This is a genomic window from Stenotrophomonas sp. PS02297 (assembly GCF_029959705.1).
Classification (GTDB): domain Bacteria; phylum Pseudomonadota; class Gammaproteobacteria; order Xanthomonadales; family Xanthomonadaceae; genus Stenotrophomonas; species Stenotrophomonas nitritireducens.
In genome coordinates, this window is sequence record NZ_JASCOS010000051.1 from 1 (window position 1) to 24,249 (window position 24,249).

At 69.9% G+C, this 24,249-nt stretch carries 23 protein-coding genes, 1 tRNA gene and 1 pseudogene; 12 read left to right on the forward strand and 13 right to left on the reverse strand.

Features of this window, described 5'->3' with window-relative positions; all coding sequences use genetic code 11:
* Positions 1 to 290: 290 nt before the first annotated feature.
* Positions 291 to 1,100 (reverse strand): MipA/OmpV family protein, encoded by an 810-nt coding sequence (locus QMX80_RS11090; RefSeq protein ID WP_273081742.1) that lies wholly within the window; start codon positions 1,098 to 1,100, stop codon positions 291 to 293.
* Positions 1,101 to 1,317: 217 nt separating this feature from the next.
* Between QMX80_RS11090 and QMX80_RS11095 the strand changes: the two genes are divergently transcribed.
* The 7 genes from QMX80_RS11095 to QMX80_RS11125 all read left to right on the forward strand — a co-directional run bounded on the left by QMX80_RS11095 (position 1,318) and on the right by QMX80_RS11125 (position 8,055).
* Complete coding sequence (locus tag QMX80_RS11095) at positions 1,318 to 2,013, forward strand: MtnX-like HAD-IB family phosphatase (protein ID WP_282277091.1); 696 nt, start codon at positions 1,318 to 1,320, stop codon at positions 2,011 to 2,013.
* A 27-nt stretch (positions 2,014 to 2,040) separates the two neighbouring features.
* Positions 2,041 to 3,438: an aminotransferase class III-fold pyridoxal phosphate-dependent enzyme gene (locus QMX80_RS11100; RefSeq protein ID WP_282277093.1), complete on the forward strand. Its 1,398-nt coding sequence runs from the start codon at positions 2,041 to 2,043 to the stop codon at positions 3,436 to 3,438.
* An 86-nt stretch (positions 3,439 to 3,524) separates the two neighbouring features.
* Complete coding sequence (locus QMX80_RS11105) at positions 3,525 to 3,812, forward strand: phosphopantetheine-binding protein (protein WP_055765090.1); 288 nt, start codon at positions 3,525 to 3,527, stop codon at positions 3,810 to 3,812.
* A gap of 1 nt (position 3,813) precedes the next feature.
* Entirely contained in the window at positions 3,814 to 5,043 is a 1,230-nt protein-coding gene (locus tag QMX80_RS11110) for a beta-ketoacyl-[acyl-carrier-protein] synthase family protein (RefSeq protein ID WP_055765092.1), read from the forward strand.
* 6 nt (positions 5,044 to 5,049) lie between these two features.
* Entirely contained in the window at positions 5,050 to 6,102 is a 1,053-nt protein-coding gene (locus QMX80_RS11115) for a peptidogalycan biosysnthesis protein (protein ID WP_282277095.1), read from the forward strand.
* Positions 6,103 to 6,104: 2 nt separating this feature from the next.
* Positions 6,105 to 7,004 (forward strand): hypothetical protein, encoded by a 900-nt coding sequence (locus tag QMX80_RS11120; RefSeq protein WP_282277096.1) that lies wholly within the window; start codon positions 6,105 to 6,107, stop codon positions 7,002 to 7,004.
* A gap of 28 nt (positions 7,005 to 7,032) precedes the next feature.
* Positions 7,033 to 8,055 carry a sterol desaturase family protein gene (locus QMX80_RS11125; protein WP_282277112.1) on the forward strand — a complete coding sequence of 341 codons (1,023 nt, stop codon included), beginning with the start codon at positions 7,033 to 7,035 and terminating at the stop codon, positions 8,053 to 8,055.
* A gap of 95 nt (positions 8,056 to 8,150) precedes the next feature.
* Here the strand turns inward: QMX80_RS11125 and QMX80_RS11130 are convergent, their stop codons facing one another.
* From QMX80_RS11130 to QMX80_RS11185, 12 genes are all read right to left on the reverse strand, one after another.
* Positions 8,151 to 9,365, reverse strand: a complete 1,215-nt coding sequence (locus tag QMX80_RS11130; RefSeq protein ID WP_282277097.1) for a DegT/DnrJ/EryC1/StrS family aminotransferase — start codon at positions 9,363 to 9,365, stop codon at positions 8,151 to 8,153.
* Positions 9,362 to 9,769 carry an EamA family transporter gene (locus tag QMX80_RS11135; RefSeq protein ID WP_282277098.1) on the reverse strand — a complete coding sequence of 136 codons (408 nt, stop codon included), beginning with the start codon at positions 9,767 to 9,769 and terminating at the stop codon, positions 9,362 to 9,364. The genes QMX80_RS11130 and QMX80_RS11135 overlap by 4 nt, the downstream gene beginning before the upstream one ends.
* The gene (locus tag QMX80_RS11140) at positions 9,766 to 10,125 is read right to left on the reverse strand and encodes an EamA family transporter (protein ID WP_055765103.1); all 360 of its coding nucleotides are present in this window, start codon (positions 10,123 to 10,125) and stop codon (positions 9,766 to 9,768) included. The genes QMX80_RS11135 and QMX80_RS11140 overlap by 4 nt, the downstream gene beginning before the upstream one ends.
* Positions 10,125 to 10,958, reverse strand: coding sequence for an alpha/beta fold hydrolase (locus QMX80_RS11145; protein ID WP_282277100.1), 834 nt, complete (start codon positions 10,956 to 10,958; stop codon positions 10,125 to 10,127). The genes QMX80_RS11140 and QMX80_RS11145 overlap by 1 nt, the downstream gene beginning before the upstream one ends.
* 180 nt (positions 10,959 to 11,138) lie before the next feature.
* Positions 11,139 to 12,521: an ATP-binding protein gene (locus QMX80_RS11150; RefSeq protein WP_235504214.1), complete on the reverse strand. Its 1,383-nt coding sequence runs from the start codon at positions 12,519 to 12,521 to the stop codon at positions 11,139 to 11,141.
* Positions 12,518 to 13,189 carry a response regulator gene (locus QMX80_RS11155; RefSeq protein ID WP_055765107.1) on the reverse strand — a complete coding sequence of 224 codons (672 nt, stop codon included), beginning with the start codon at positions 13,187 to 13,189 and terminating at the stop codon, positions 12,518 to 12,520. Before QMX80_RS11155 ends, QMX80_RS11150 begins: the two co-directional genes overlap by 4 nt.
* Before the next feature lie 132 nt (positions 13,190 to 13,321).
* A complete protein-coding gene (locus QMX80_RS11160; protein ID WP_152984203.1) occupies positions 13,322 to 14,185 on the reverse strand; it encodes a DMT family transporter in 864 nt (287 codons plus the stop codon).
* Between the two features lie 32 nt (positions 14,186 to 14,217).
* Positions 14,218 to 15,258, reverse strand: coding sequence for a UDP-N-acetylmuramate dehydrogenase (gene murB, locus QMX80_RS11165; protein WP_282277102.1), 1,041 nt, complete (start codon positions 15,256 to 15,258; stop codon positions 14,218 to 14,220).
* The gene (locus QMX80_RS11170; RefSeq protein ID WP_282277103.1) at positions 15,255 to 16,310 is read right to left on the reverse strand and encodes a quinone-dependent dihydroorotate dehydrogenase; all 1,056 of its coding nucleotides are present in this window, start codon (positions 16,308 to 16,310) and stop codon (positions 15,255 to 15,257) included. Before QMX80_RS11170 ends, murB begins: the two co-directional genes overlap by 4 nt.
* A 6-nt stretch (positions 16,311 to 16,316) precedes the next feature.
* Entirely contained in the window at positions 16,317 to 17,090 is a 774-nt protein-coding gene (locus QMX80_RS11175; protein ID WP_282277105.1) for a class I SAM-dependent methyltransferase, read from the reverse strand.
* Positions 17,091 to 17,097: 7 nt separating this feature from the next.
* A complete protein-coding gene (locus QMX80_RS11180) occupies positions 17,098 to 17,385 on the reverse strand; it encodes a DUF4190 domain-containing protein (RefSeq protein WP_055765116.1) in 288 nt (95 codons plus the stop codon).
* Positions 17,386 to 17,586: 201 nt separating this feature from the next.
* Entirely contained in the window at positions 17,587 to 19,119 is a 1,533-nt protein-coding gene (locus tag QMX80_RS11185; protein ID WP_282277107.1) for an aldehyde dehydrogenase family protein, read from the reverse strand.
* Positions 19,120 to 19,271: 152 nt separating this feature from the next.
* Between QMX80_RS11185 and QMX80_RS11190 the strand changes: the two genes are divergently transcribed.
* The 5 genes and pseudogenes from QMX80_RS11190 to QMX80_RS11210 form a co-directional block, all read left to right on the forward strand.
* Positions 19,272 to 19,348, forward strand: a tRNA-Arg gene (locus QMX80_RS11190).
* Positions 19,349 to 19,407: 59 nt separating this feature from the next.
* Positions 19,408 to 20,103 (forward strand): AraC family transcriptional regulator, encoded by a 696-nt coding sequence (locus QMX80_RS11195; protein WP_282277108.1) that lies wholly within the window; start codon positions 19,408 to 19,410, stop codon positions 20,101 to 20,103.
* An 84-nt stretch (positions 20,104 to 20,187) separates the two neighbouring features.
* The gene (locus QMX80_RS11200; protein WP_282277109.1) at positions 20,188 to 21,120 is read left to right on the forward strand and encodes a DMT family transporter; all 933 of its coding nucleotides are present in this window, start codon (positions 20,188 to 20,190) and stop codon (positions 21,118 to 21,120) included.
* Positions 21,121 to 21,621: 501 nt separating this feature from the next.
* Positions 21,622 to 24,126 (forward strand): bifunctional aspartate kinase/homoserine dehydrogenase I, encoded by a 2,505-nt coding sequence (gene thrA, locus QMX80_RS11205; protein WP_282277110.1) that lies wholly within the window; start codon positions 21,622 to 21,624, stop codon positions 24,124 to 24,126.
* An 11-nt stretch (positions 24,127 to 24,137) separates the two neighbouring features.
* A pseudogene (locus QMX80_RS11210) lies at positions 24,138 to 24,249 on the forward strand (homoserine kinase); the annotation flags it as partial.

A 24,249-nucleotide genomic window follows, 5' to 3' on the forward strand; every position in this document is an offset into this window, starting at 1 on the left:
CGCCCCACTACTCACACCCCCCCCCCCCCCCCGCCCCCCCCCCCCCCCCCCCCCCCCCCCCCCCCCCCCGGCGGCATCGGCGGGCGCCGTGACGGGATGAGGGGCCACCACCGGCGTGGTGCCCGCGCGCGATCCCGATGCGCGGGTGTTCCCGGTCTTCAAGCGGGTCCGGCCGGGGCACCCGATCCGGCCAGTCGCAGGCCGATGTCGGGTTCCAGGATCGGCTGCGGCAGGTGTGGGGCCGGGCCGTCCGCGCCATGACCGGCACGGCCGTGCTGCGGACGGCCTGCTCAGAAGTGGTAGACGAAGGCGATGGATTCTTCCAGCTGGTTGCGGCTGCCGAACTGCCGCACCAGCGGACTGGAGGCCGCGCCGCCGAGCAGGCGCGAGTAGTCGAGCGAGAACGCGAATCCGGTGTGCTGGCTGGTGGGGACGAAGGCCGAGTAGTTGGCCGACAGCTGCTGGCTGCCGCTGCCGGGCGACCATGCATCGGTCTGCAGTTGCGTGGCCGACTGCGCGGACACGCCGAAGTAGCGGTTCATCGCCGCGCGGTTCATGCCGCGCCAGCCCAGTTCCACGGAATGCTGGATGTACCAGACCTGCGGCAGGTCGCGGTCGTAGTAGGCCGCCAGGTAGGCACCGTTGCCGGTGAGGTCGTGGCCGAGTCGGGCGCCCAGCGCGCTGTGCCCGTCGAACTGGTATTCGGCATAGACGCCGCCATGTACCCGCGGCGACAGCGACGGGATTTTCCCGGCCAGCCGTGGGCCGAGATCGGAGCGGCTGCGGCCCCACAGGTAGTCGCCGTAGATGCCGGCTTCCCACGGCCCGTCATGCGGCAGGTGCAGGGTCAGGCCGTCGGTGCTGGACAGTTCGCCGACGCCGGGCATCTCGATGTCGAAGAACGGCACGGTCTGCCATTGGCGCTGGCCCGAACCGAGCCAGCCCGGCAGGTACTGGCCGCCGACGCCGAGCGCGATGTTGACCTTCCTGTCGCCATCGGTGGGGACATCGTCGGCTGCCCGTGCCTGTGCCGGCAGCAGCAAGGCGTTGGCGATGCCTAGGGCCAGTAGCAGGGGAAGCCGGAAAGAAGAAGAGGACATCGGGGCGGCACGCGGTGGGGGAACGTGATGGACCGCAGCATGCGGCCCAGGGTTCCCGGCGTCCATGGGGTAACCGTCTGAACAGGTTTCCGACATCGCTTAACGCTTCAGCACCCGGCGCCGGCCCGCGGGCCAGGAGAAAGGGACGCGAAAGAAACCCTGCCTAGAGTGCCCCATCAAGCGGATACGACGTTTTCCGAAGATGCTGGAGCGATGCATGCGTTGGACCATCCTGTGCGACTTCGATGGCACGGTGAGCGTGGAGGATGTGATCGACTCGCTGCTGAGCGAGTACGGCCGTCCGGGCTGGCAGCAGCTGGAAGACGACTGGCGCGCGGGGCGAATCGGCTCGCGGCAGTGCATGCGCGGGCAGGTGGAACTGCTGGAACTGGATCGCCCGACGCTGGACGCGCACCTGGACGCGGTGCGCATCGACCAGGGCTTTCCCGATTTCGTCGGGCATGCCGCTGCCGCGGGCGTGCCGCTGCGCATCGTCAGCGATGGCCTGGATCACGCGATCCACCGCATCCTCGCCCGGCACGGCCTGCAGGACCTGCCGGTGTCGGCGAACCACCTCGTTGCGCGCGCGCCCGATCGCTGGACGCTGGAGTCGCCGCTGCAGGCCGAAGGCTGCGGAAGCGGCACCTGCAAATGCAGCTTCGCCGCGCCGGGCCGCAGGCGCGATGACGAACGCGTGCTGCTCATCGGCGATGGCGCTTCCGATTTCTGTGTCGCCAACCGCGTCGATTTCGTCTTCGCCAAGCACAGGCTCATCGAGCATTGCCGCGCCGCCGGCATTCCCTACATGCCCATCGCCGGCTTCCAGGACGCCATCGAGCTGCTGCCGCGCCTGCTCGATGGAAGCCTGCTGCCGCCCGCCCATTCCCCGTTGCCGGCCGCGCTGCCGGCCTGACCGCCTCGAACCCACCAGGCCCTCCCGATGAATGCATTCGACAAGAACGTTGCCCCCCTGATCGACGATTCCCAGCTGCTCGCCGACGAGGCGCGCTACAGCTCCTTCGGCGACACCGTGCACTACGTGGACCCGCCGAAGATCTTCCACCGCTGCGAAGGCAGCTACATGTTCGATGCGCAGGGCACGCCGTTCCTGGACCTGCAGATGTGGTACTCGGCGTGCAATTTCGGCTATTCCAACAAGCGCCTGAACGACGTGCTCAAGGACCAGATCGACCAGCTGCCGCAGGTCGCCAGCCAGTACCTGCACCCGACCCGCGTGCAGCTGGCCAAAACCATCGCGGTGGATGCCAGGGAAAAATTCGGCCTTGATGGCCGCGTGCACTTCAACGTCGGCGGCGCGCAGGCGATCGAGGATTCGCTGAAGATCGTGCGCAACGCGCGCGGCGGCAAGAGCCTGATGTTCGCCTTCGAGGGCGGCTACCACGGCCGTACCCTGGGCGCCTCGTCGATCACCTCCAGCTACCGCTATCGCCGCCGTTACGGCCACTTCGGCGAGCGCGCGATGTTCATTCCGTTCCCGTATCCGTTCCGTCGCCCGAAGGGCATGACCCCGGACGAGTACTCCGATCATTGCGTGTGGCAGTTCGAGCGCCTGTTCGAGAGCGAATACAACGGCGTGTGGGACCCCAAGGTAGGCCAGGCCGAATACGCCGCGTTCTACGTCGAGCCGATCCAGGGCACCGGCGGCTATGTCATCCCGCCGCGCAATTTCTTCACCGGCCTCAAGCGCGTGCTGGACAAGTACGGCATCCTGATGGTCGTCGACGAGATCCAGATGGGCTTCTGGCGCACCGGCAAACTGTGGTCGATCGAGCACTTCGGGGTGACCCCGGACGTGCTGGTGTTCGGCAAGGCGCTGACCAATGGCCTGAACCCCCTGTCCGGCCTGTGGGCGCGCGAGGAGCTGATCAACCCGACCGTGTTCCCGCCGGGTTCCACCCATTCCACGTTCAACTCCAATCCGCTGGGCACCCGCCTGGGCCTGGAAGTACTGAAGCTGGGCAGGGAAATGGACTACGAGCGCACCGTGCCGGAGAAGGGCGCGTACTTCCTCGACGGCCTGCGCGGGCTGCAGAAGAAGCATCCGGAGATCGGCGACGTCGACGGCCTGGGCCTGGCGCTGCGTGCGGAGATCTGCCAGACCGACGGCTTCACCCCGAACAAGGAGCTGCTCGACCGCATGGTCGACATCGGCCTGGCCGGCGACCTGCTGCACCAGGGCAAGCGCATGGGCTTGGTGCTGGATGTCGGTGGCTGGTACAAGAACGTCATCACCTTCGCGCCGTCGCTGGACATCACGCACGAGGAGATCGACACCGCGATCGCCCTGCTGGACCAGCTGATCGGCAAGGCGAAGTAATACGCGGTCCGCATGGCCGCCGCGCTCCGTGTGTGGGCGCGGCGGGCTCCGGATCGAGATGCAGTACCCACCCAGGAGGACGCACGATGAACGCAGTTCCGGATGTGGACGCCATTCGTACCACGATCAACGACATGATCCTCAAGCATATGCAGGGCAACATCGACCCAGCGGCGCTGACGCCGCAGGCGACGTTGAAGGACATCGGCGTCGCCTCGCTGGATGCGGTCGAGCTGATCTTCGACCTGGAGGAACACTTCGACTTCACTTTCCCGGACAGCCGCGCCGACAGCCTCGGCAGCGACACCCTGCAGGACCTGGTCGATGCCGTGGTGCAGGGCCTGCGCGACAAGGACCAGGCCGCCGGAGGCTGAAATGCGCGCCGACGCACAACGGGTAGTCGTGACCGGCATGGGCGCGGTCAGCGCCTTCGGCCTGGGCGTGCCGGCGCTGTGGGCCGGGTTGAGCGAGGGCCGCTGCGCAATCGCGCCGCTGCGCCACGAGCGCGCGGCCGAGATGCGCGTGCGCGTCGCCGCGCAGGTGCCGGAGGACTACACGCCCGAACCGCATTTCAGCCGCGAGGTACTGCCGCAGCTGGACCGGGTGGCGCAGTTCGCCCTGCTGGCGGCCGGCGAAGCGATCGCCCAGTCCGGTCTCCGCTTCGAGCCCGGCGGCAGCGCCGAGCGCACCGGCTGCATCGTCGGTACCGCGGTGGGCGGCGAGAACACGCAGGACGAGCAGTCGCGCCGCCTCTATGCCGAGAATGCGCAGCGCCTGCACCCGCTGACCATCATCCGCGCCATGACCAATGCGGCGGCCAGCCAGATCAGCATGCGCCATGGGCTGCATGGCCCGAGTTTCGTCGTCGCCAGCGCCTGTGCGTCCAGCAACCACGCCATCGCCCAGGCGGTGCAGCTGATCCGCGCCGGTGCGATGGACGTGGCGCTGGCCGGCGGCAGCGAGGCCAGCCTGAGCTACGGCGCGATGCGTGCCTGGGAAGCGATGCGCGTGCTCGCCGACGACACCTGCCGGCCGTTCAGCGCCAACCGCAAGGGACTGGTGCTGGGCGAGGGCGCGGCCATGTTCGTGCTCGAATCGCTGGAACATGCGCAGCGGCGCGGCGCCACGGTGCTGGGCGAGATCGCGGGCGTCGGCATGAGTTCGGATGCCGGCGACATCGTCGCGCCGGACATGGCCGGCGCGGCATCGGCGATGCGGACCGCGCTGGCCGATGCGGGAATGGAGCCGGCGCAGGTCGATTACGTCAACGCGCACGGCACCGCCACGCTGGCCAACGACATCAACGAGGTGCGCGCCATCGCGCAGGTATTCGGCGCGCATGCGCGCCAGGTGGCGGTGTCATCGACCAAGTCCATGCACGGCCACGCGCTGGGCGCGTCCGGTGCGCTGGAACTGGTGGCGGTACTGCGCGCGATGGCCGAATCGCGCGTGCCGCCGACGATCAACATGGACAGCCTCGACCCGCAGTGCGAGGGCGTGGACCACGTGCTGGGCAGCGCACGCGCCATGCCGGTCACCGCCGCGCTGAGCAATTCGTTCGCCTTTGGTGGCCTGAACGCGGTGCTGGCGCTCCGCAGTGCCTGAACGGAAATGAACGGCCGATACGACACCGCGCTGGAGCCGGGCACCCTGGTCCGCCAGTTCGTCGCGCATCCACCACAGGGTTTCGAAGCCGCGTTGTCCGCCGCGGGCGTGCCGGTGTTCCTCGCCGACTACGACCTGACCACTACCCTGGACGAGGCGATGTGCCAGCGCCTGCGGGCATTGCCCGGCCATCGCCGCTGGCAGCACTGGCTGCGCTGGAGGACGCGCTTCGTCGGCTGTACCGCCACCGAGTACATGCCGCTGCCGCATGGCGTCGACCCGCAGGCGCTGGTGGCCGAACTCCTCGAGCGCCACGGTCGCGACAGCCGGCTGCTGATCGTCAAGGACCTGGCCGTGGACTCGCCGTTGCTGGGGGTGCGCGAGAACCGCCACGCCGGCGCCTTTGTCGAAGCCCTGCGCGAAGCCGGCTTCGTGCTGCTGGAAGGCATGCCGCTGGCCTGGGTGGCGATCGATTTCGAATCGGTGGACGAGTACCTGTCGCGCCTGTCGGCGAGCCGGCGCAAGGACATCCGCCGCAAGCTCAGGGCGCGCGACGGGCTGGACATCCGCTGCTTGGAAACCGGCGACGCCTGGTTCGACGAAGCCGCAGTGCGCCGCTGCCATGAGCTGTACCTCAACGTACATGCGCAGAGCCAGGTGCATTTCGACCTGCTGACCGGAGACTACCTCAGGGCGCTGCTGCAGGACCGCGACAGCAGCGGCCGCATGTTCCTGTACTTCGAGGCGGACACGCTGATCGGCTGGAACCTGTGCTACCTGTACGAGGGCAAGCTCGTGGACAAGTACGTCGGCTTCCTCTATCCGCAGGCGCGCGAACGCAACCTGTATTTCGTCAGCTGGATGCACAACCTGCAGTACGCGTTGGACCAGGGCCTGGGCCACTACGTCGCCGGCTGGACCGATTCGCGCATCAAGCGGTATCTCGGCGCCAGCATCACCCCGACCTGGCATGCGGTACGCGCGCGCAATCCCTTGCTGAGGGCGGTGCTGCGGCGCTGCGCGCATCTGTTCCAGGGCGAAGCCGATGGCGGAGGTTGAGCATGGAGGCTGATGCGCTGCGGTCCCCGGTCGTACTCGATGTGGACGGTTCGGTGCTGCCGCTCGGCGGCGAGCGCGTCGTCGCGCTGCAGGACTGGCAGGAGGAACTGCGTTTTGCCTGTTCGCGGGCCAGCCTGCGCCGGTTCTCGGCCCTGCTCGACGAACGGCTGCCGGCCCGCCATGGCACGGTGCTGTTCGGCAGCGGCGATTTCCACCACCTGAGCTATCCGCTGCTGCGCCGCCTGGATGCCGGTGCCCGGTACCAGCTGGTGGTGCTGGACAACCATCCGGACAACATGCGCTACCCGTTCGGCATCCACTGCGGTTCCTGGGTCGGCTGGGCGGCGGCGTTGCCGCAGATCAGCCACGTGCATGTGCTGGGCATCACCTCGCACGACATCGGCAGCGCGCACGCCTGGGAGAACCGCTGGCGGCCGCTGCTGTCGGGCAGGCTCACCTATTGGAGCATGGGCGTGCCGGTGCGCTGGGCGCGGTACATGGGCCTGGGCCGTGGCTTCCGCAGTTTCGATTCGCCTTCGGCGCTGGTGGAAGCCTTCGTCGCGGAGCAGCAGCGGCGGCCGCAGCCGACCTACCTGTCCATCGACAAGGACGTGTTCGCCGAAGAGGTGGCGCGCACCAACTGGGACCAGGGGCGTTTCCGCCTCGGCCATGCGCTGGCGGTGATCCACGCGCTGCACGAGGGCGGGCTGGTGGGCAGCGACATCACCGGCGAGGTGTCGCAGTACCGCTACCTCAGCCGGATCAAGCGGCTGTTGTCGGCGCTGGATGGGCAGCCGGAGATTCCCGGCCATACCCTGCATGCATGGCAGGCGCAGCAGCGCGAGGTGAACCAGCGCCTGCTGTCGGCGCTGGCCGAGGTGCCGGGCGCGGGGCCGCGCTGAGATGGACGTGCACGGCTGGGCGCCGGTGATGTGGCTGGCCGATCACGTGGTGACGCCGGCGCTGCAGGCGCTGGGGCGCCACGACGATCCCCATGACATCGCCATCGCGCTGCTGCTGACCGCGCTGCAGCTGACGCTGATCGCCGGCGTGTTCCGGCCGCTGGAAAGCCTGTGGCCTGCCGAACGCTGGCAGGACCGGAACCTGACCCGCGTGGACCGCACCTACACCCTGCTGATGCTGCTGGGGCTGTTCCCGCTGTTCAGTTACCTGGTGCTGGCGCCGCTGGCCTCGCTGGGCGGCAGCCCCGAGACGGTGCAGGGACCGCACGGTCTGCGCGCGTGGGTGCCATGGTTCCAGCAGCATCCGTGGCTGCTGTTCGCGGTCTATTACCTGCTGTACGACTTCGTCTACTACTGGATGCACCGCGCCCAGCACGCGATTCCGTGGTGGTGGGCGCTGCACAGCCTGCACCACAGCCAGCGCCAGCTGAGCTGCTGGTCGAACGACCGCGGCAGCTGGCTGGACGGCATGCTGCAGTCGGTGATCCTGGCAGGGGTAGGGCTGCTGGCCGGAGTGGAAGCCGACGAATTCGCCGCGCTGATGCTGCTCGGCGAACTGGTGCAGAACTACTCGCATACCAATGTCCGTTTCGGCTTTGGCCGCTGGGGCAGCCGGGTGGCGGTGGATCTTGTCTTCCACCGCCTGCACCACATGGTCGTGGATCCGCAGCGGCCGGGCCTGCACAACTGCAATTTCGGCCAGGTGTTCGCCTTCTGGGACGTGCTGTTCGGCACCGCGCTGTATGGCGAGCCGATCCGTCCGACCGGCGTGGCCGATCCGGTGGTCGATGCCGACAACCAGCGCGGTGTGCTTGCCATGCAATGGCATGCGGTACGCCGCTTCTGGGGCACGGTGCGGCGACCGCTGGGCTGGAAATTCGGCGAGGTGGCTTTCAGCGAGGATTGCGAGCCGGTTCCTGTCGAACATGCCTCCGTCGAACATGCTCCGGTCGAGCACGACGACACGGCGCATCCGTCCACGAAGTCGTAGCGCCGGGCGATGCCAGCTTGGGGGCTTGATCGGGAATGCTGCAGCGGGGCGTAGCGCCGCTCTACAGGGTGAAATACCCATTCGGGTAAGCCCCGCTATGGGGCGAGCGCGGCGCGCAGTTCCTCGACGACGACCTCGAAGCGGGCGTCATCCAGCCACGGGCTGTTGCCGATGGTCAGCGTGCGCGCGGCGAAGTCGCGTGCGTTGGGCGTGTCCACGGCGGGGACGATGCCGCGCAGGTAGGCGTAGTCGGGCAGGGCGTGGATGAACATGCGGCTCACGCCGAGTCCGCGCGTCCACAGCCGCCGCAGGGCGGCGTCGCGCTGGCCGCCGTCGGCAAACCGCAGCATCAGCAGCGGCCATACTCCCCGTGCTCCGGGCGGGTCGTCGTGGACCTGTACGCCTGGCAGCTCCCGCAGCCGGGCGTTCCAGCGTTGCGCACGCGCCCGGCCCTCGTCGAGGAAGGCCGGCAGGCGCGTGGCGGCGCGGTTGCCGACGGCGCGGCGCCAGCGGCCGACGCGGTGTTGCGGGATCTGCAGTGGAAACACGTCGCCGACCGCCGCTTCCGGATCGCCAGCGGCCAGCGCGCGCCGCAGCGGCCGGCCATAGGCCAGCGGCAGCAGCGAAGGGCGGTAGCATGCGGCGAGCCCGAGCAGTTCCACGCTGCGCCGCAGCTCCCAGCGCCAGTCGCTGTGGATGTGCTGCCGTGAGATCCGGCCCAGCAGTGCGCGCAGGTCAGGGTCGCGGGCGAGCAGCAGGCCGCCTTCGAACAGGCTCAGGCCCTTGCCGGCGGCGAGGCTGAAGAGGCCGATGTCGCCGCGCAGGCCGACGCTGCGGCCGCGATCGACGGCGCCCAGCGCCTGCGCGGCATCCTCGATGACGAAGATGCCATGGCGGCCGGCGATGGCGCAGGCGCGCTCCACGTCGGCGACGCGGCCACCGAGGTGGGTTGGAACCACCGCCAGCGTGTCCGTGTCGCAGAGGGCCGTGAGCGCGTGGTGGTCGAAGTCGAAGCCCCCCGGCGCCAGATCGCACAGGCGCAGTTCCAGCCCGAGGCTGTGCACCGCGATGGCGACCAGCGGGCAGGTATAGGCGGGCACGATCACCACGCGCCGCTGCGGCTGCAGTTGCTGCAGGGTCTGCAATGCGATGCGCAGCGCCGAGGTGCCCGAGCACTCCAGCTGCATCGGCGGCGTACCCAGCAGCTGGGCCAGTGTGTCGCCCAGTTCCGCGTCCCCCGGCAGGAAATCCCGCCACCGCAACGGGAGCCCGGCGGTGGGCGGCAGTTCGCCGGGAAAGCGCCGGCTCATTCCTGCGTGTCGCCGGCAGGGGCCGGTGAATGCGGATCGTCGGATTCGGCGACGCCGAGACAGACGATGCCGGCCACGATCAGGGCCGCGCCGAGCAGGTGTAGCGGGCCGACAGGTTCGTGCAGCAGCCAGGCCGAAAGCAGCAGCACGCTGACCACCTCCAGGTGCGAGGCGGCGAACGCGGGCCCGATCGGAGCGTGCTTGAGCAGGCTCATCCAGGTGAAGAACGCGCCGATGTAGCCGAGGATGGCGCCGTACACCCAGGGCTGGGACAGCACCCGCAGCACCCAGGCGGTATTGGCCTCCACCGGCAGCGCGCCGTCGCCGGCCAGCTTGAAGCACAGCTGGGCCAGGGTGTCGAAGGCCATCAGCAGCGGGAACCCGACCAGGTACAGGCGCCTCATCCGGCCACCCCCACCACGGCCACGCCAAGGCTGACCAGCAGCATGCCGGCCACGCGCAGGCGGGTCAGGCGTTCCTTGAACAGGAAGCGCCCGGCGAGCATCAGCGCGACGATGTTGATCGAGCCGAGCAGCACGCCGCGCGAGAGCGGCACCAGCGACAGGAAGGCGATCCAGACCACGAATTCCAGCACGTAGCAGGCGATGCCCAGGCCCAGCCACGGCCGCGACAGCATGTGCTTCCAGCGCGCGAAGCCTTCGCCGGCATCCGGATCCCCCGCCGCCGCCTTGAACGCCAGTTGCCCGCCGGTATCCAGCAGCACGTTGAGCAGCCACAGGGTGACGACGAGCGCGGACATCAGGCGGCGTCGGCCAGCGTCCGGCCGGCGGCGATGGCGTTGAAGAACTCGGCGCTGCGCTCGATCAGCAGGCGCCGTTCGCGGTCGATCGTGATCATGTGGTAGCTGTTTTCCAGGATCAGCATTTCGGTGGGGCCGGCGACGCGCGCGGCCACCAGCCGGGCGTTGTCGAGGCTGGCGATGTCGTCCTCGCGCGCGTGCGCGATCAGGCACGGGGCGACAACCTTTGGCAGGCGCGGCTTCACCCAGGCGGCCAGCCCATGCATTTCGGCCAGCGCCGGCCATGGGTTGCCGGGCAGGCCGGCGGCGGCGCTGTCGCCGGACAGCATCGAGGCGCTGACCTGGGCACGGATGCGCTCGTCGCGCAGCCCGTAGGGCGGCTCCTCCATGAACATGCGGTTGCGGCCGATGCCCAGCCGCTTGAACAGCGGCAGCAGGAACGACAGTTTCGCGATCGCGGGGATGTTCCAGCCGTCATAGCGGAAGGTGGCGCCGTATACGCCGACTCCTGCGACCAGTTCAGGACGCTCGGCGGCCAGCGCCAGCGCCAGCACCGCGCCCATCGACAGTCCGCCGACGAACAGCGTGTCCACCCGCGCGCGCAGGCGTTCGGCGGCACGTTCGACGCCGCCGTACCAGTCCTGCCAGCGGGTGGCGACCAGTTCCTCGACGCTGCCGCAATGGCCGGGCAGCTGCACCCCGTGCACGGTGAAGCCGGCATTGGCCAGGCCCTTGCCGAGCAGGCGCATCTCCATCGGCGTGCCGGTCAGGCCGTGGATCAGCAGCACGCCGCTGCGGCCGCCTTCGAACAGAAACTCCTGGGAACCTGGCATCGTCACGCATTCACCTTCCTGCAGATGGGCGAAGGATCGCAGCCGGCCTTTTCGCCAGCCTTTCAGGCCCGGCAATGGACCGGCGTGTATTCATCAACGGTAACGTTGGAGGTTCCGTAGCGCCGGGCGCCGCCCGGCAGGGGCCTCACCGACAAGGCGCAGGCGGGGCGTGGCCCCGCTCTACGGGGTAAGCCGGGGCAGCAGGATGGAAACCTTGAGACCATGCGGAACCGAAGTCTGGTAGTGGATCGTGCCGCGGAAGTGCTCCACCGCTTCATGCGCGATCGCAAGTCCCAGCCCGGTACCGTTTTCCTGCGTACCGGCGACCCGATAGAAGCGTTCGCCCAGGCGTGCCATCGCCGCCTCGGGAACGCCGGGGCCATCGTCCTCGACGTAGAGCTCGACTTGGTTGCCGCTGGCCGCGATGCCGACCGTGACCGTCGCGCCGCGGCCGGCGTAGTGCAGGGCGTTGTCGATCAGGTTGTCCAGTGCCTCCTGCAGCACCGGCGCATAGCCGGGAACCCGCAGGGTTTCGTCCGGCCGCTGGTAGCCCAGGTCGACGCCGGCGCGGATCGCCTCGGGCACGCGCATGGCGACCCATTCGGGCACCAGCGCGGTCAGGTCCAGCGTCTCCACCACCGCCGGCGAGGCCTGCGCGCGGGTCAGCGCCAGCAGCTGGCCGGAGACGCGGGCGGTGCGCTGGTTGAGGCGGCGCACGTGTTCCAGCGCCTCGGTCCGGGTCTTGCCGTCGGTGGCGCTCAACGCGCGGTCCACATGCAGGCTGATGCCGGCCAGCGGCGTGCGCAGCTGGTGCGCGGCATCGGCGACGAAGCGCTCCTGCAGCGCGATCATTTCCGCCAGGCGCCCGAACAGGCCATCGATGGTCTCGATCAGCGGCAGGATTTCGCGCGGCACGTCCGGGTTGGAGATCGGCGCAAGGTCGCGCTTGCGCTCGGCCAGCTGCCGGGTCAGCGGGCGCAGGATGCGCAGGCCGTGATTGACCCCGAACCAGACCAGCGCGCCGACGCACAGCATCAGCAGGGCCATCATCGGGATGGTGATCATCAGGATTTCCTGGGCGCGCTGGCGGCGGTCGTCGAAGGTCTCGCCGACGGTCACCGCCAGCCGGTCGCCCGGGTCGGTCGCGCTCTGGATGCACAGTGTGGCCAGGCGCACTTTCTGCTGGTTGAGGTGTGCGCTGTACAGCAGCGGCGTCGAATCGACGCAGTCCCGGGACTTGGCCACCGCGCTGAAATCGGCATTGCTGACCAGGATGCCGTGGTGCAGGCTGTCCACGTTGAAATAGCCGTGGCCGTCGGGATCGTATTCGAGCAGGAAGCGCGCCTGCGGCGACAGTTCCCCGCTCAACGGCATGGTCTGCAGCATCCGCGCGAAGGACTGCGTGTCGTCGAGCAGGTTGCGGTCGTGCAGGTGGTTGGAATAGGCCAGCGCGATGCGATAGGTGATCACCGCGTTGAGCAGCAGCAGGACCAGCATCGGCAGCGCCAGGAACGCCAGCAGGCGCCGGCGCAGGCTGGGATGGCGCGCGCGCAGCGTGCTCACTCGGCCGCTTCCTCCAGCATGTAGCCCAGCCCGCGCACGGTGCGGATGCCCATGCCGCCTGGGCGCAGCTTGCGCCGCAGCCGGTGCAGGGCGATGTCCAGGCCGTTGTCGGTCAGTTCCTCGTCCCAGCTGCACAGGGCTTCGACTAGCTGCGCGCGCGAGCTGATGCGGTCCGGGCGGGTGGCCAGCGCCGAGAGCAGGCCGAACTCGCGGGCGGTGAGCTCCAGCGGATCGGTGTTCATCCAGACGCGGTGCCCGGGCAGGTCCAGGCGCAGCCTGCCGATGCGCAGTTCCGGCTGGCCGTTGCTGGTGACCCGGCGCAGCTGGGCGCGCACCCGCGCTTCCAGTTCGTCCACCGCAAAGGGCTTGATCAGGTAGTCGTCGGCGCCGAGGTCCAGGGTGCGCACCCGTTCCTGCAGGCCATCGCGCGCGGTCACCACCAGCACCGGCAGGCTGTCGCCGCGCTGGCGCAGGCGCTGCAGCACCGCGGTGCCCTCAAGCGACGGCAGGCCCAGGTCGAGGATCAGCATGTCGTAGCGGATCGAGGCCAGCGCCGCGTCCGCCTGCGCGCCATCGCCGACGTGATCCACGGCATGTCCCTGCCGCTGCAGCGAGGCACACACCCCGGCGGCGATGTCGCGGTCGTCTTCGGCAACCAGGATGCGCATGCGATCGTTCCCCGCTCGGAACCATAGGCCAAGGGCGGCAAGCGTGGCATGGCCGGTGTCCAATCAATGTCGGCGCGCCGGTACCGGCACTGCCGCCGTTCATGATGGCGGCAGTATCGGCCGGACCGGCTTTCAGGGCGCTTTCGGCGGCGTCCGGCGCGCCAGCACCGCCTCGCGGTGGGCGATGTAGGCGTTGGCGGCGAGGATGATGGCCGCGCCCAGCAGGGTCCAGCGGTCCAGGGGTTCGTCGAAGAGCAGCCAGCCCAGGGCGACCACCAGCGGCAGCTGGGTGAAGCTGATCGGTGTCAGCGCCGACAACTCGCCCAGCCTGAGCGCGCGCGTCCATAGCAACTGGCCGACCGTGCCCAGCACGCCGGTGGCCACCAGCCACAGCCAGGCGATGCCGGTCGGCCAGGTCCACACGAACAGTGCCGGCACCAGCGACAGCGGTACCCAGAACACGTAGGTGTAGAGCACCACCGTATCCGGGCCATCGATGCGGGTGAGCTGCTTGATCTGGATCGACACCAGTGCGCTGAGCATGGCCGCGGCCACCGCGATCAGGCTGCCGGCCTGGAAGCCGTGCGAGCCGGGCCGCACGATCACCAGCACGCCGATGAAGCCGGCGATCACCGCGGCCCAGCGGCGCGCGCGCACGGTCTCGCCCAGCCACAGCACCGCGGCGATGGTCACGAACAGCGGCGTGGAATAGGACAGCGAGATGGCCTGCGACAGCGGCAGGTGGCCCAGCGCCCAGAAGGCGCACAGCATCGAGGCCAGGCCGATCGCGCTGCGCACCAGGTAGCGCGGCAGCTGCTGCGTGCGCAGCGGCGCGTGGCCGGGGCGCAGCAGCATCGGCAGCAGCGCGAGCAGGCCGAAGGCATTGCGGAAGAAGGCCACTTCCTGGGTCGGCACGTAGGCCGTGGCGTAGCGGATGGCGATGGCCATCAGGCCGAAGGCCATGGCGCTGCCGAACATCAGCAGCGCCGCGCGCAGCGGAGCGGGGCGGCTTGCCGTGGTGGTGGCGTTCACCAGCGCGCGCCGACCAGCCGCGGTTCGGGCTCGATCGGCACGCCGAAGGTTTCCAGCACCGAGGCGGAGATGCGGCGGGCGAAGGCCAGCAGGTCCGCGCCGCTGGCGTTGCCGTGGTTGACCAGCACCAGCGCGTGGTCCGGTGACACGCCGGCATCGCCCTCGCGCCGGCCCTTCCAGCCGCAGGCCTGGATCATCCAGGCCGCCGACAGCTTGCGGTTGCCGTCGTCGTCGCCGGGGAACACCGGCAGCGCTGGGTACTGTTGCGCAAGCACCTCGACCTGTTCGCGCGGCAGGATCGGGTTCTTGAAGAAGCTGCCGGCGTTGCCGAGCACGTCCGGGTCGGGCAGCTTGCGGCGGCGGATGGCGATGACCGCATTGGCCACGTCGGCGGCCACCGGCAGTTCCACGCCCATGGCGTGCAGTTCCTCGCCGATGCCGGCGTAGTCCAGGCGCAGTTCGTGCAGCAGCGGCAGGCGGAACTGCACCGCGGTGATCAGGTAGCGGTCGGCTTCGTGCTTGAACAGGCTGTCGCGGTAGCCGAAGCGGCAGGCCGCCTGGTCCAGCTGCACCCATTCCTGTTGCCGGGTGTCCCAGGCTTCGACGGCCTGGATGAATTCGCCGACCTGGGCGCCGTAGGCACCGATGTTCTGGATCGGCGCGGCGCCGACGGTGCCGGGGATCAGCGCCAGGTTCTCCAGCCCGGACAGGCCTTCGGCCAGCGACCACAGCACCAGCTCATGCCAGACCACGCCGGCGCCGGCGCGAACCACGGTGTGGTCGGCGCGGTGCTCGAGGATGGCGACCTCGCGGTTGTCGAAGCACAGCACGGTGCCTTCCGGGTCGGCGGCGAGCAGCACGTTGCTGCCGCTGCCGAGCACCAGCAGCGGCGACGGCGCCACCGCGGCCAGCGCCTCGGGCAGGGCGGCCGCGTCGCTCACGCGCAGCAGGCGCGGCGCACGGGCGGCGACATGGAAGGTGTTGAGCGAATGCAGCGGGGCGTTTTCGGTCAGCGACCAGGGTGCAGCGGTTGTCATAGGGGGGCGACGGCGCCTCGGGACGGGGCCTCGCGGCGGCGGCGGATGGCGTCCACGCATTCGCCGATCAGCGCCGGGCCGCGGAAGACCAGGCCGCTGTAGCACTGCACCAGGGTCGCGCCGGCGGCCATCTTCGCCACCGCGTCGGCGCCGGACTGGATGCCGCCCACGCCGATCAGCGGGATGCGTTCGGGCAGGCGCGCGCGCAGGCGGCGCAGTACCAGGGTGGACTGGCCCAGCAGTGGCGCGCCGGACAGGCCGCCGGTCTCGGCGGCGCGCGGATCGTGCTCGATGCCTTCGCGGCCGATGGTGGTGTTGGTGGCGATCACGCCGTCCACTTCCAGTTCGCCCAGCACGCGCGCGGCCGCCTCGATGTCGCGGTCGCTCAGGTCGGGCGCGACCTTGACCAGCATCGGAACGCGCCGGCCATGCTGGGCGGCCAGGCGTTCCTGCGCCTCGCGCAGGCCGCCGACCAGCCGCCGCAACGCCTGCTCTTCCTGCAGCTCGCGCAGGCCGGCGGTGTTGGGCGAGGAGATGTTGACGGTGATGTAGTCGGCCAGCGGGTACACCTTCTCCATGCAGGCCAGGTAGTCGGACAGCGCTTCCTCGTTGGGAGTGTCCTTGTTCTTGCCGATGTTGATGCCCAGCGGCCCGGTGCGCTGGCGGCTGCGCTCGACATTGCGCACCAGCGCATCGACGCCGGCGTTGTTGAAGCCCATGCGGTTGATGATCGCCGCATGCCGCGGCAGCCGGAACAGGCGTGGCTTCGGGTTGCCGGCCTGCGGGCGCGGGGTGACCGTGCCGATCTCGACGAAGCCGAAGCCCAGGCCGAACAGCGCGTCGATGTGCTCGCCGTTCTTGTCCAGCCCCGCCGCCAGCCCGACCGGGTTGGGGAAGTCCAGGCCGAACGCGGCGGTCGGCATCGGCGCCGGCCGCGCCGCGATCAGCGGCGTGGTGCCGGTGCGCCACGCCAGCTCCAGCGCGGACAGCGTCAGGCCATGGGCGCGTTCGGCGTCGAGGGCGAACAGGAAGGGGCGGGCAAGCGGGTACATGCTGTTTCAGTCCAGCGTACCGATGAAGGCACGGGTTCGGTATTCGAAGGCGACCCGTCCGTCCACCGCATGGGCGTCGAACAGGGCGCGCAGGGCCTCCAGCATCGGCGCATGCCGCGGATGGCCGGCCTGCGGCGCATAGGAGGAAGAAAGGAGGCGGCCGCGCAGGCCGTCGAAGTCCAGGTGCTGCGTGTTCGGCAACTGGACCATGCCGCGCAGGCCGTCGCCGAACCAGGCGCGCATCGTCGCATCGTCCTGGTAGCGCTCGGCCACCGCGTTGTAATCGGTGCCGTAGTCCTGCAGCAGCTGTTCGTAGGCGGACAGGAACGGCGAGACGTCGAGCAGGCGCGAGTTCCAGTACACCAGCGCCATCCCGCCCGGCCGCAGGATGCGCCGCCATTCCGGCCGCACCGCCTCGGTGTTGAACCAGTGGAAGGCCTGGGCGACGCTGATCAGGCCGACACTGGCGTCGTCCAGGGTGGTGGCTTCGGCGGTGCCGGCGGCGAAGCCCAGCTGCGGATGATCGTGCGCCAGCCAGCGCTCGGCGGCCTGCCGCATCGCGGCGTTGGGCTCGACCGCGACCACCGGGTGGCCGGCGTCGAGGAACATCAGGGTGGAAATACCGGTGCCGGCGCCGATGTCGGCGACCGGCGTGGCGGCGGGCACCCCGATCTGGCCATGCAGCCAGTCCAGCAGGGCCGTCGGATAGCCGGGCCGGTAGCGGACATAGTCCGCCACCCGGCTGCTGAAACGTTGGGTCGAATCGGCCGGAGCGCTCACGCGTGCCTCAGGAGTTCAATGCGGCGATCCAGGCCAGGCCACCGAAGAACAGGATGAAGGCGAGGATGCCGAGCACCCACATCGCCACCGACAGCCAGCCCAGCACCAGGCCGGTGACGGCCAGGCCATCGCCGTCGAGCTGGCCGTTGCTGCGGCGGATCTCGCCGCGCGCCATATGGCCGAAGATGATGCCGCCGATGCTGCCCAGGAACGGCAGCAGGGTCCAGCCGAGGATGCCGGCGACCAGGGCGATCACGGCATAGCTGCTGGTCTGTCGTGGTGCGGGAATGCTCATCGGTGGGACTCCGTTGCGGGTGGAAAAAAGCCCCTGTCCGGGGCGAAAAGGCGCGGCCTGCGCGTCACTGCCGCGCAGGCCTTGGAGCGCGCGCCGCCGGCCTGGGCCGGGGCGCGGGTTGACGAGGGGGCGGGGCTGTTCCGCACCCTCATCCGGCGCTTCGCGCCTCCCCCTCTCCTGGCGGGAGACGGGGAAACACCATCACAGGTCGAACTTGATGCCCTGGGCCAGCGGCAGCGAATCGGAGTAGTTGATGGTGTTGGTCTGGCGGCGCATGTAGACCTTCCACGCGTCCGAACCGGACTCGCGGCCGCCGCCGGTTTCCTTCTCGCCGCCGAAGGCGCCACCGATCTCGGCGCCGGAGGTGCCGATGTTGACGTTGGCGATGCCGCAGTCGCTGCCGGCGGCCGACAGGAACTTCTCGGCCGACTTCAGGTTGGTGGTGAAGATCGACGAGGACAGGCCCTGCGGCACGCCGTTCTGCATGTCGATGGCTTCGTCCAGGGTCGAGTACTTCATCACGTACAGGATCGGCGCGAAGGTCTCGTGCTGGACGACCTCGTCGCTGTTCTTCAGGCCGGTGACGATCGCCGGCAGCACGAAGTTGCCTGCGCGATCAATGGCGGTGCCGCCGGTCTCGACGGTGCCGCCGGCGGCCTTGGCCTTGGCGATCGAGGCCAGGAATTGCTGCACGGCTTCCGGGCTGTTCAGCGGGCCCATCAGGTTGGCCGCATCCAGCGGGTCACCGATCTTGCCCTCGACCTGCTTGTAGGCCTTGATCAGGGTGGCCAGCACGTTGTCATAGATCGATTCGTGCACGATCAGGCGGCGGGTGGTGGTGCAGCGCTGGCCGGCGGTGCCGACGGCGCCGAACACGATGCCCGGCACGGCCAGCTTCAGGTCGGCGGTCTCGTCCAGGATGATGGCGTTGTTGCCGCCGAGTTCCAGCAGGCAGCGGCCCAGGCGCTTGGCCACGACCTGGTTGACGGTGCGGCCGACCTGGGTGGAGCCGGTGAAGGAGATCAGCGGCACGCGGGTGTCGGCGACCAGCCTTTCCGACAGGGCGGTGCCGGCGTCGTTGATCAGGAAGAAGATGTCCGGGAAGCCGCCTTCCTTCAGTGCCTCGTTGCAGATCTTCATCGAGGCGATGGCGGTCAGCGGGGTCTTGTTGGACGGCTTCCAGATGCACACGTCGCCGCAGATCGCGGCCAGGAACGAGTTCCACGCCCACACCGCGACCGGGAAGTTGAACGCCGAGATGATGCCGACCAGGCCCAGCGGCTGGTACTGCTCGTACATGCGGTGGCCGGGGCGCTCGGAATGCATGGTGTAGCCGTACAGCATGCGGCTCTGGCCCAGCGCGAAGTCGGCGATGTCGATCATCTCCTGCACTTCACCGTCGCCTTCCGGCTTGGACTTGCCCATTTCCAGCGCGACCAGCGAGCCCAGCGCGTCCTTGTGCCTGCGCAGTGCTTCTCCGCACAGGCGCACGGCCTCGCCGCGGCGCGGTGCCGGGGTGGTGCGCCACACCTTGTAGGCTTCCTGGGCGCGGGCGACGATGGTTTCGTAGTCGGCCTCGGTGGTGGCCTGGACCTCGGCGATCACTTCGCCGGTGGTCGGGTTCTGTGGCTTGAGCACGCCCGCGCCGGTAGCGGTGGACCACTCGCCGTTGCCCAGATAGGTGCCAGCGTTGGAAGCGTCGAGGCCGAGCGCCTTGAGCATTTCGAAGGACATGAAATCTCCTGATTGCTTTGCGTTGGGGGGCGCAGCCGCTGGCAGAGGTGGGGTGCGGCATGCAGAACCGCGATTTTAGCAGAGCCGCGCATGTTTCTTGGCGCAGGGTGGATGCCGGATGCGGCGGCGGCATGCCACAATACGCGTCCGCAGGCCCCGTAGCTCAGCTGGATAGAGCGGTCCCCTCCTAAGGGACAGGTCGCACGTTCGAATCGTGTCGGGGCCGCCATCGTTCCATCTGCCGCGCAATGCTTGCCGCGACCGCCACCTCCTGCGCAGACTGCCTGCATGTCCGCCAGTACTCCCCACCTGCGCCGTTACCTCGGGCCCACCGGGCTGGAGTGCCACGACTATGCGCAATGGGTGCTGCCGGTGCACGGCGAGCTGCAGTTCGAAGTGGGCGGCGCGGGCGGCCACCTGGACCGGTTGCAGGGCGCTTTCGTCGCACCGGGCCAGACCCACGACCTGGAAGCGCTGGGCGAGCACAGCTGCCTGATCGTTGACTGTCCGGCAGGCGTGCTCGACGACGACACGCTGGAACACCTTTACCGCAAACCCTGGCTGGCGCTGCCGATCGAGGTGCGCCAGCGCCTGCGCGAACTGCCGGCAAGCGGGCTGGTGGGCGATCCGCTGCCGCGCCTGCTGCGGCATTTCGCCCCGGCTGGCAGCGGCGCGCGGCTGCAGGGCGTATGCATGGCCGTGGTCTCGGCACCGGGCCTGGATTGGTCGGTGGGGCGCATGGCAGCCATGGCCGGGGTCAGCGGCAGCCGCCTGCATGCGCTGTTCGTCCGCGAGTTCGGGCTGCCGCCATTGGCATGGGTCGGTGCCGCGCGCCTGCGCTGGGCCAAGCGCCAGCTGCTGGGCAGCGATGCCAGCCTCAGCGACATCGCCCAGCGTGCCGGCTATTCCGAGCAGAGCGCGTTCACCCGTGCGCTGCGCCGGGAGAGCGGGCGCACGCCGCGGCAGTGGCGCGCCCGGCAATAGCCTGGGTCAAGACGCGCCGCCCGGGCGCTGCCTACACTGCGCGCCCTTCTCCGTGGCAATGGTGCGGCAAGCGTGAGTCGTTCGATGAGTGTCGGGATCGCCAACGGCGTGGCCTCCGGGGCGCTGTGGGGCGTGGTGTTCCTGGCCCCGGCCATGCTCGCCGGATTCGCGCCGCTGCAACTGGCGGCCGCGCGCTACCTGGTCTATGGCGCGATCGCGCTGGTGCTCCTGGTGCCGCGCTGGCCGGCGCTGCGGTCGCGCATCGGCCGCGCCGAATGGGGCGCCCTGGCCTGGCTCAGCCTGCTGGGCAACCTGCTGTATTACGTGCTGCTGTCCATCTCGGTGCAGTGGAGCGGCGGCGCGGCGGCGTCGCTGATCGTCGGCATGGTGCCGGTGCTGGTGGCGGTCACCGCCTCGCGCGAGCCGGGCGCGGTGCCGCTGTCGAAGCTGGCGCCGGCGCTGGCCCTGTGCGTGGCCGGGGTGGTGCTGATGGGATGGGCGGCGATGGCCTCTTCGCATGTGCACGCCGATACCGGGCGGCGCCTGCTCGGCCTGCTGTGCGCGGTCGGCGCGCTGCTGTCGTGGACGGTGTACTCGGTGGGCAATACGCGCTGGCTGGCGCGCTGCCCGGATGTATCCGGGCATGACTGGTCGCTGTTGACCGGCGTGGCGACCGGCGGCCTGGCGCTGCTGGTGGCGCCGCTCGCGTTCGCCGGTGGAGGGCAGGGGCGTCCGCCGGCCGAGTGGGGGCAGTTCTGGCTGGTCGCCGCGGCGGTGGCGGTGCTGGCCTCGATCCTCGGCAACGCCTGCTGGAACCGCGCCAGCCGTGCGCTGCCGCTCACCCTGGGCGGGCAGATGATCGTGTTCGAGACCCTGTTCGGCCTGCTCTACGGCTTCCTCTGGCAGCAGCGCTGGCCGCTGCCGCTGGAGCTGCTGGCGGCCGGCTGCCTGTTGGCCGGCGTGGTGTCGAGCGCGGCCGCGCACCGGCCCGCACCGGAGGCACTGGCTCCGCATTGAACCGCCCCGTGGCGCAGCGGAATGCGCGCGTTCGGCGCAGTTCCGCCGGTCGGCGCTTTCCAGCCGGTGGTCCGCAGGCATCCGTCGGGCGACTGCGCGCGGCCGCGGCCTGCCATTGACGAAGGCGCGTTTTACCGATGCTTGCCGGATAGATGGGCGATGATCGGCGTTGATGACATTTGCAACCGATAAGTGCGCGTTCGCCGACGATGGGCGCAAGTGGCCTTTTGCGCCGCAACACTTGACAGCGCATTCACGGCTGGTGTCCTCTTGACCGCATGCACACGCCGTCGCCCAACTTCGCCTTCGTCCAGCCGCCTGCAGGCGCGCTGCCGGGCAGCTGCGGCCGCGCGTCCATTACCACCACCATTACCGTCACCACTCGCCCGGTGCGGCCCGTCGTCTTCGCGTAGTTTCCGAAAACCACGGCCCCGCACCCGGATCAGGATGCGGGGGCTCCCATCCTGATGCGTGTCGGGGCCTCCAGCCGAGGTTCATCCGATGTCGCCAGTTGCCGCTTCACCCCTCGCTCCCGCCGCGGACGCCGCCGTCCGCAGTGTCGTCCACAAGTTCGGCGGCACTTCGGTGGCCGACGCCGACCGCTACCGCCACGTGGCCCAGCTGCTGCTGGCGCGCGAGGAACACGTGCAGGTCACCGTGGTCTCGGCGATGAAGGGCGTCACCGATGCGCTGATCGACCTGGCCCGGCTGGCAGCCGGCGCCGACCCGGCCTGGGACGAGCGCTGGCATGAACTGCGCGCCCGCCACCGCGCGGCGGCGGTGGCGCTGCTGGCCGAGAACTCCGGGCCGACCATCGAATGGCTGGATGCGCGCTTCAACCGCCTGCGCGAGATCCTCGCCGCGCTGGCGGTGATCGGCGAGCTGCCGCAGGAAGTGCTGGACCGCGTGCAGGGCCTGGGCGAAGTGTTCTCCGCGCACCTGCTCGGCCACCACCTGCAGGCGCTGGGCGAAGACGCCGACGTGCTGGACGCGCGCGAGGTGCTGGTGGTCGACCACGGCGAACTCGGCGTGGACGTGGACTGGAAGTCCAGCGCCGCCAGGCTGGCGCTGTGGCGGCAGTCGCACCCGGCGCGGCGGCTGGTGGTGACCGGCTTCGTCGCCCGCGACCGCAAGGGCAACATCACCACGCTGGGCCGCAACGGCAGCGATTTCTCCGGCGCGATCTTCGCCGCGCTGTTCGCCGCCGACGAACTGCATATCTGGACCGACGTGGACGGCGTGCTGTCGGCCGATCCGCGGGTGGTGCCCGAGGCGGTGCAGCTGGAGGCGCTCAGCTACGACGAGGCCTGCGAACTGGCCTATTTCGGCGCCAAGGTGGTGCACCCGCAGACCATGTCGCCGGCGATCGAGCGCGGCCTGCCGATCATCATCCGCAATACCTTCCAGCCGCAGCATCCGGGCACCCGCATCACCGCGGTCAGCGCCGGCAGCGGGCCGATCAAGGGGCTGACGCTCAGCCCCGATCTGGCCGTGCTGAACGTCGAGGGCACCGGCCTGATCGGCGTGCCGGGCACCGCCGAGCGCGTGTTCGCCGCGCTGCGCAACGCGCACGTGTCGGTGGTGATGATCTCGCAGGGCTCGTCCGAGCATTCGATCTGCTGCGTGGTGCGCCAGGCCGAGGCGGCGCGCGCGCGCGATGCGCTGGTGCAGGCGTTCTCGCACGAACTGGCCGCCGGCCAGGTGCAGCGCGTGCAGCTGACCGAGGGCGTGAGCGTGCTGGCCGCGGTGGGCGACGGCATGGCCGGCCAACCGGGCGTGGCCGCGCGCCTGTTCGAGGCGCTGGGGCGGGCGCAGGTCAACATCCTGGCCATCGCCCAGGGCTCGTCCGAACGCAACATCTCGGTGGCCATCGACGCGCGTGACGCCACCAAGGCGCTGCGCGCGGCGCATGCCGGGTTCTGGCTGTCGCCGCAGACCTTCTCGGTGGGCGTGATCGGCCCGGGCAATGTCGGCGCGGCGCTGCTGGAGCAGCTGCGCGTCGCCCAGCCGCAGCTGCTGGCGCGGACCAAGCTGGACCTGCGCCTGCGCGCGGTGCTGTCGCGCAACCGCATGCTGCTGGACGCGCGTGGCGTGCAGGGCGACTGGAAGGCCGCGTTCGAGGCTGCCGCGGAACCGGCCGACCTGGATCGCTTCACCGAACACCTGCTGTCCGCCCGCCTGCCGCACACCCTGGTCATCGACTGCAGCGGCAGCCCGGAAGTGGCCGACCGCTATGCCGGTTGGCTCGCCGCCGGCATCCACGTGGTCACCCCGAACAAACAGGCCGGCTCCGGGCCGCTGGCGCGCTACCAGGCCATCCGCGAGGCGGCCGGCGCGACCGGCGCGCGTTTCCGCTACGAGGCCACGGTGGGCGCCGGGCTGCCGGTCATCACCACGCTGCGCGACCTGGTCGATACCGGCGACGAAGTCACCGCGATCGCCGGCATCTTCTCCGGCACGCTGGCCTGGCTGTTCAACAAGTACGACGGCAGCGTGCCGTTCTCTCAGCTGGTCGCGCAGGCGCGGGCAATGGGCTACACCGAGCCGGACCCGCGCGACGATCTGTCCGGCGTGGACGTGGCGCGCAAGCTGGTGATCCTGGCGCGCGAGGCCGGCCACCCGCTCAGCCTTGAAGGCGTGGCGGTGGAAAGCCTGGTGCCCGATGCGCTGCGCCAGGCCAGCGTGGAGGATTTCATGGCGCGCCTGCACGAGGTGGATGCCGCGTTCGCGCAGCGTCTGGCCGCTGCCCGTGCGCGTGGCCAGGTGCTGCGCTATGTAGCGCAGTTCGCGCCGGGGCAGGCGCCCAGCGTCGGACTGGTGGAACTGCCGGCCGACCATGCCTTCGCCAACCTGCGCCTGACCGACAACGTGGTGCAGTTCACCACCCGCCGCTACTGCGACAATCCGCTGGTGGTGCAGGGGCCGGGCGCCGGCCCGGAAGTGACGGCCGCCGGCGTGTTCGCCGACGTGCTGCGGGTGGCCGCAGGGGAGGGCGCACGACTGTGAGCGGGCAAGCAATGCAGGGCGGTGCCGGCCGGCGCGCGGCGCGCGCCGTCGCGCCGGCCGCGGGGGCGCACGTGGCGGTCGGGTTCGACCTGCTCGGCTATTCCGTGGCCGGCGTCGGCGCTA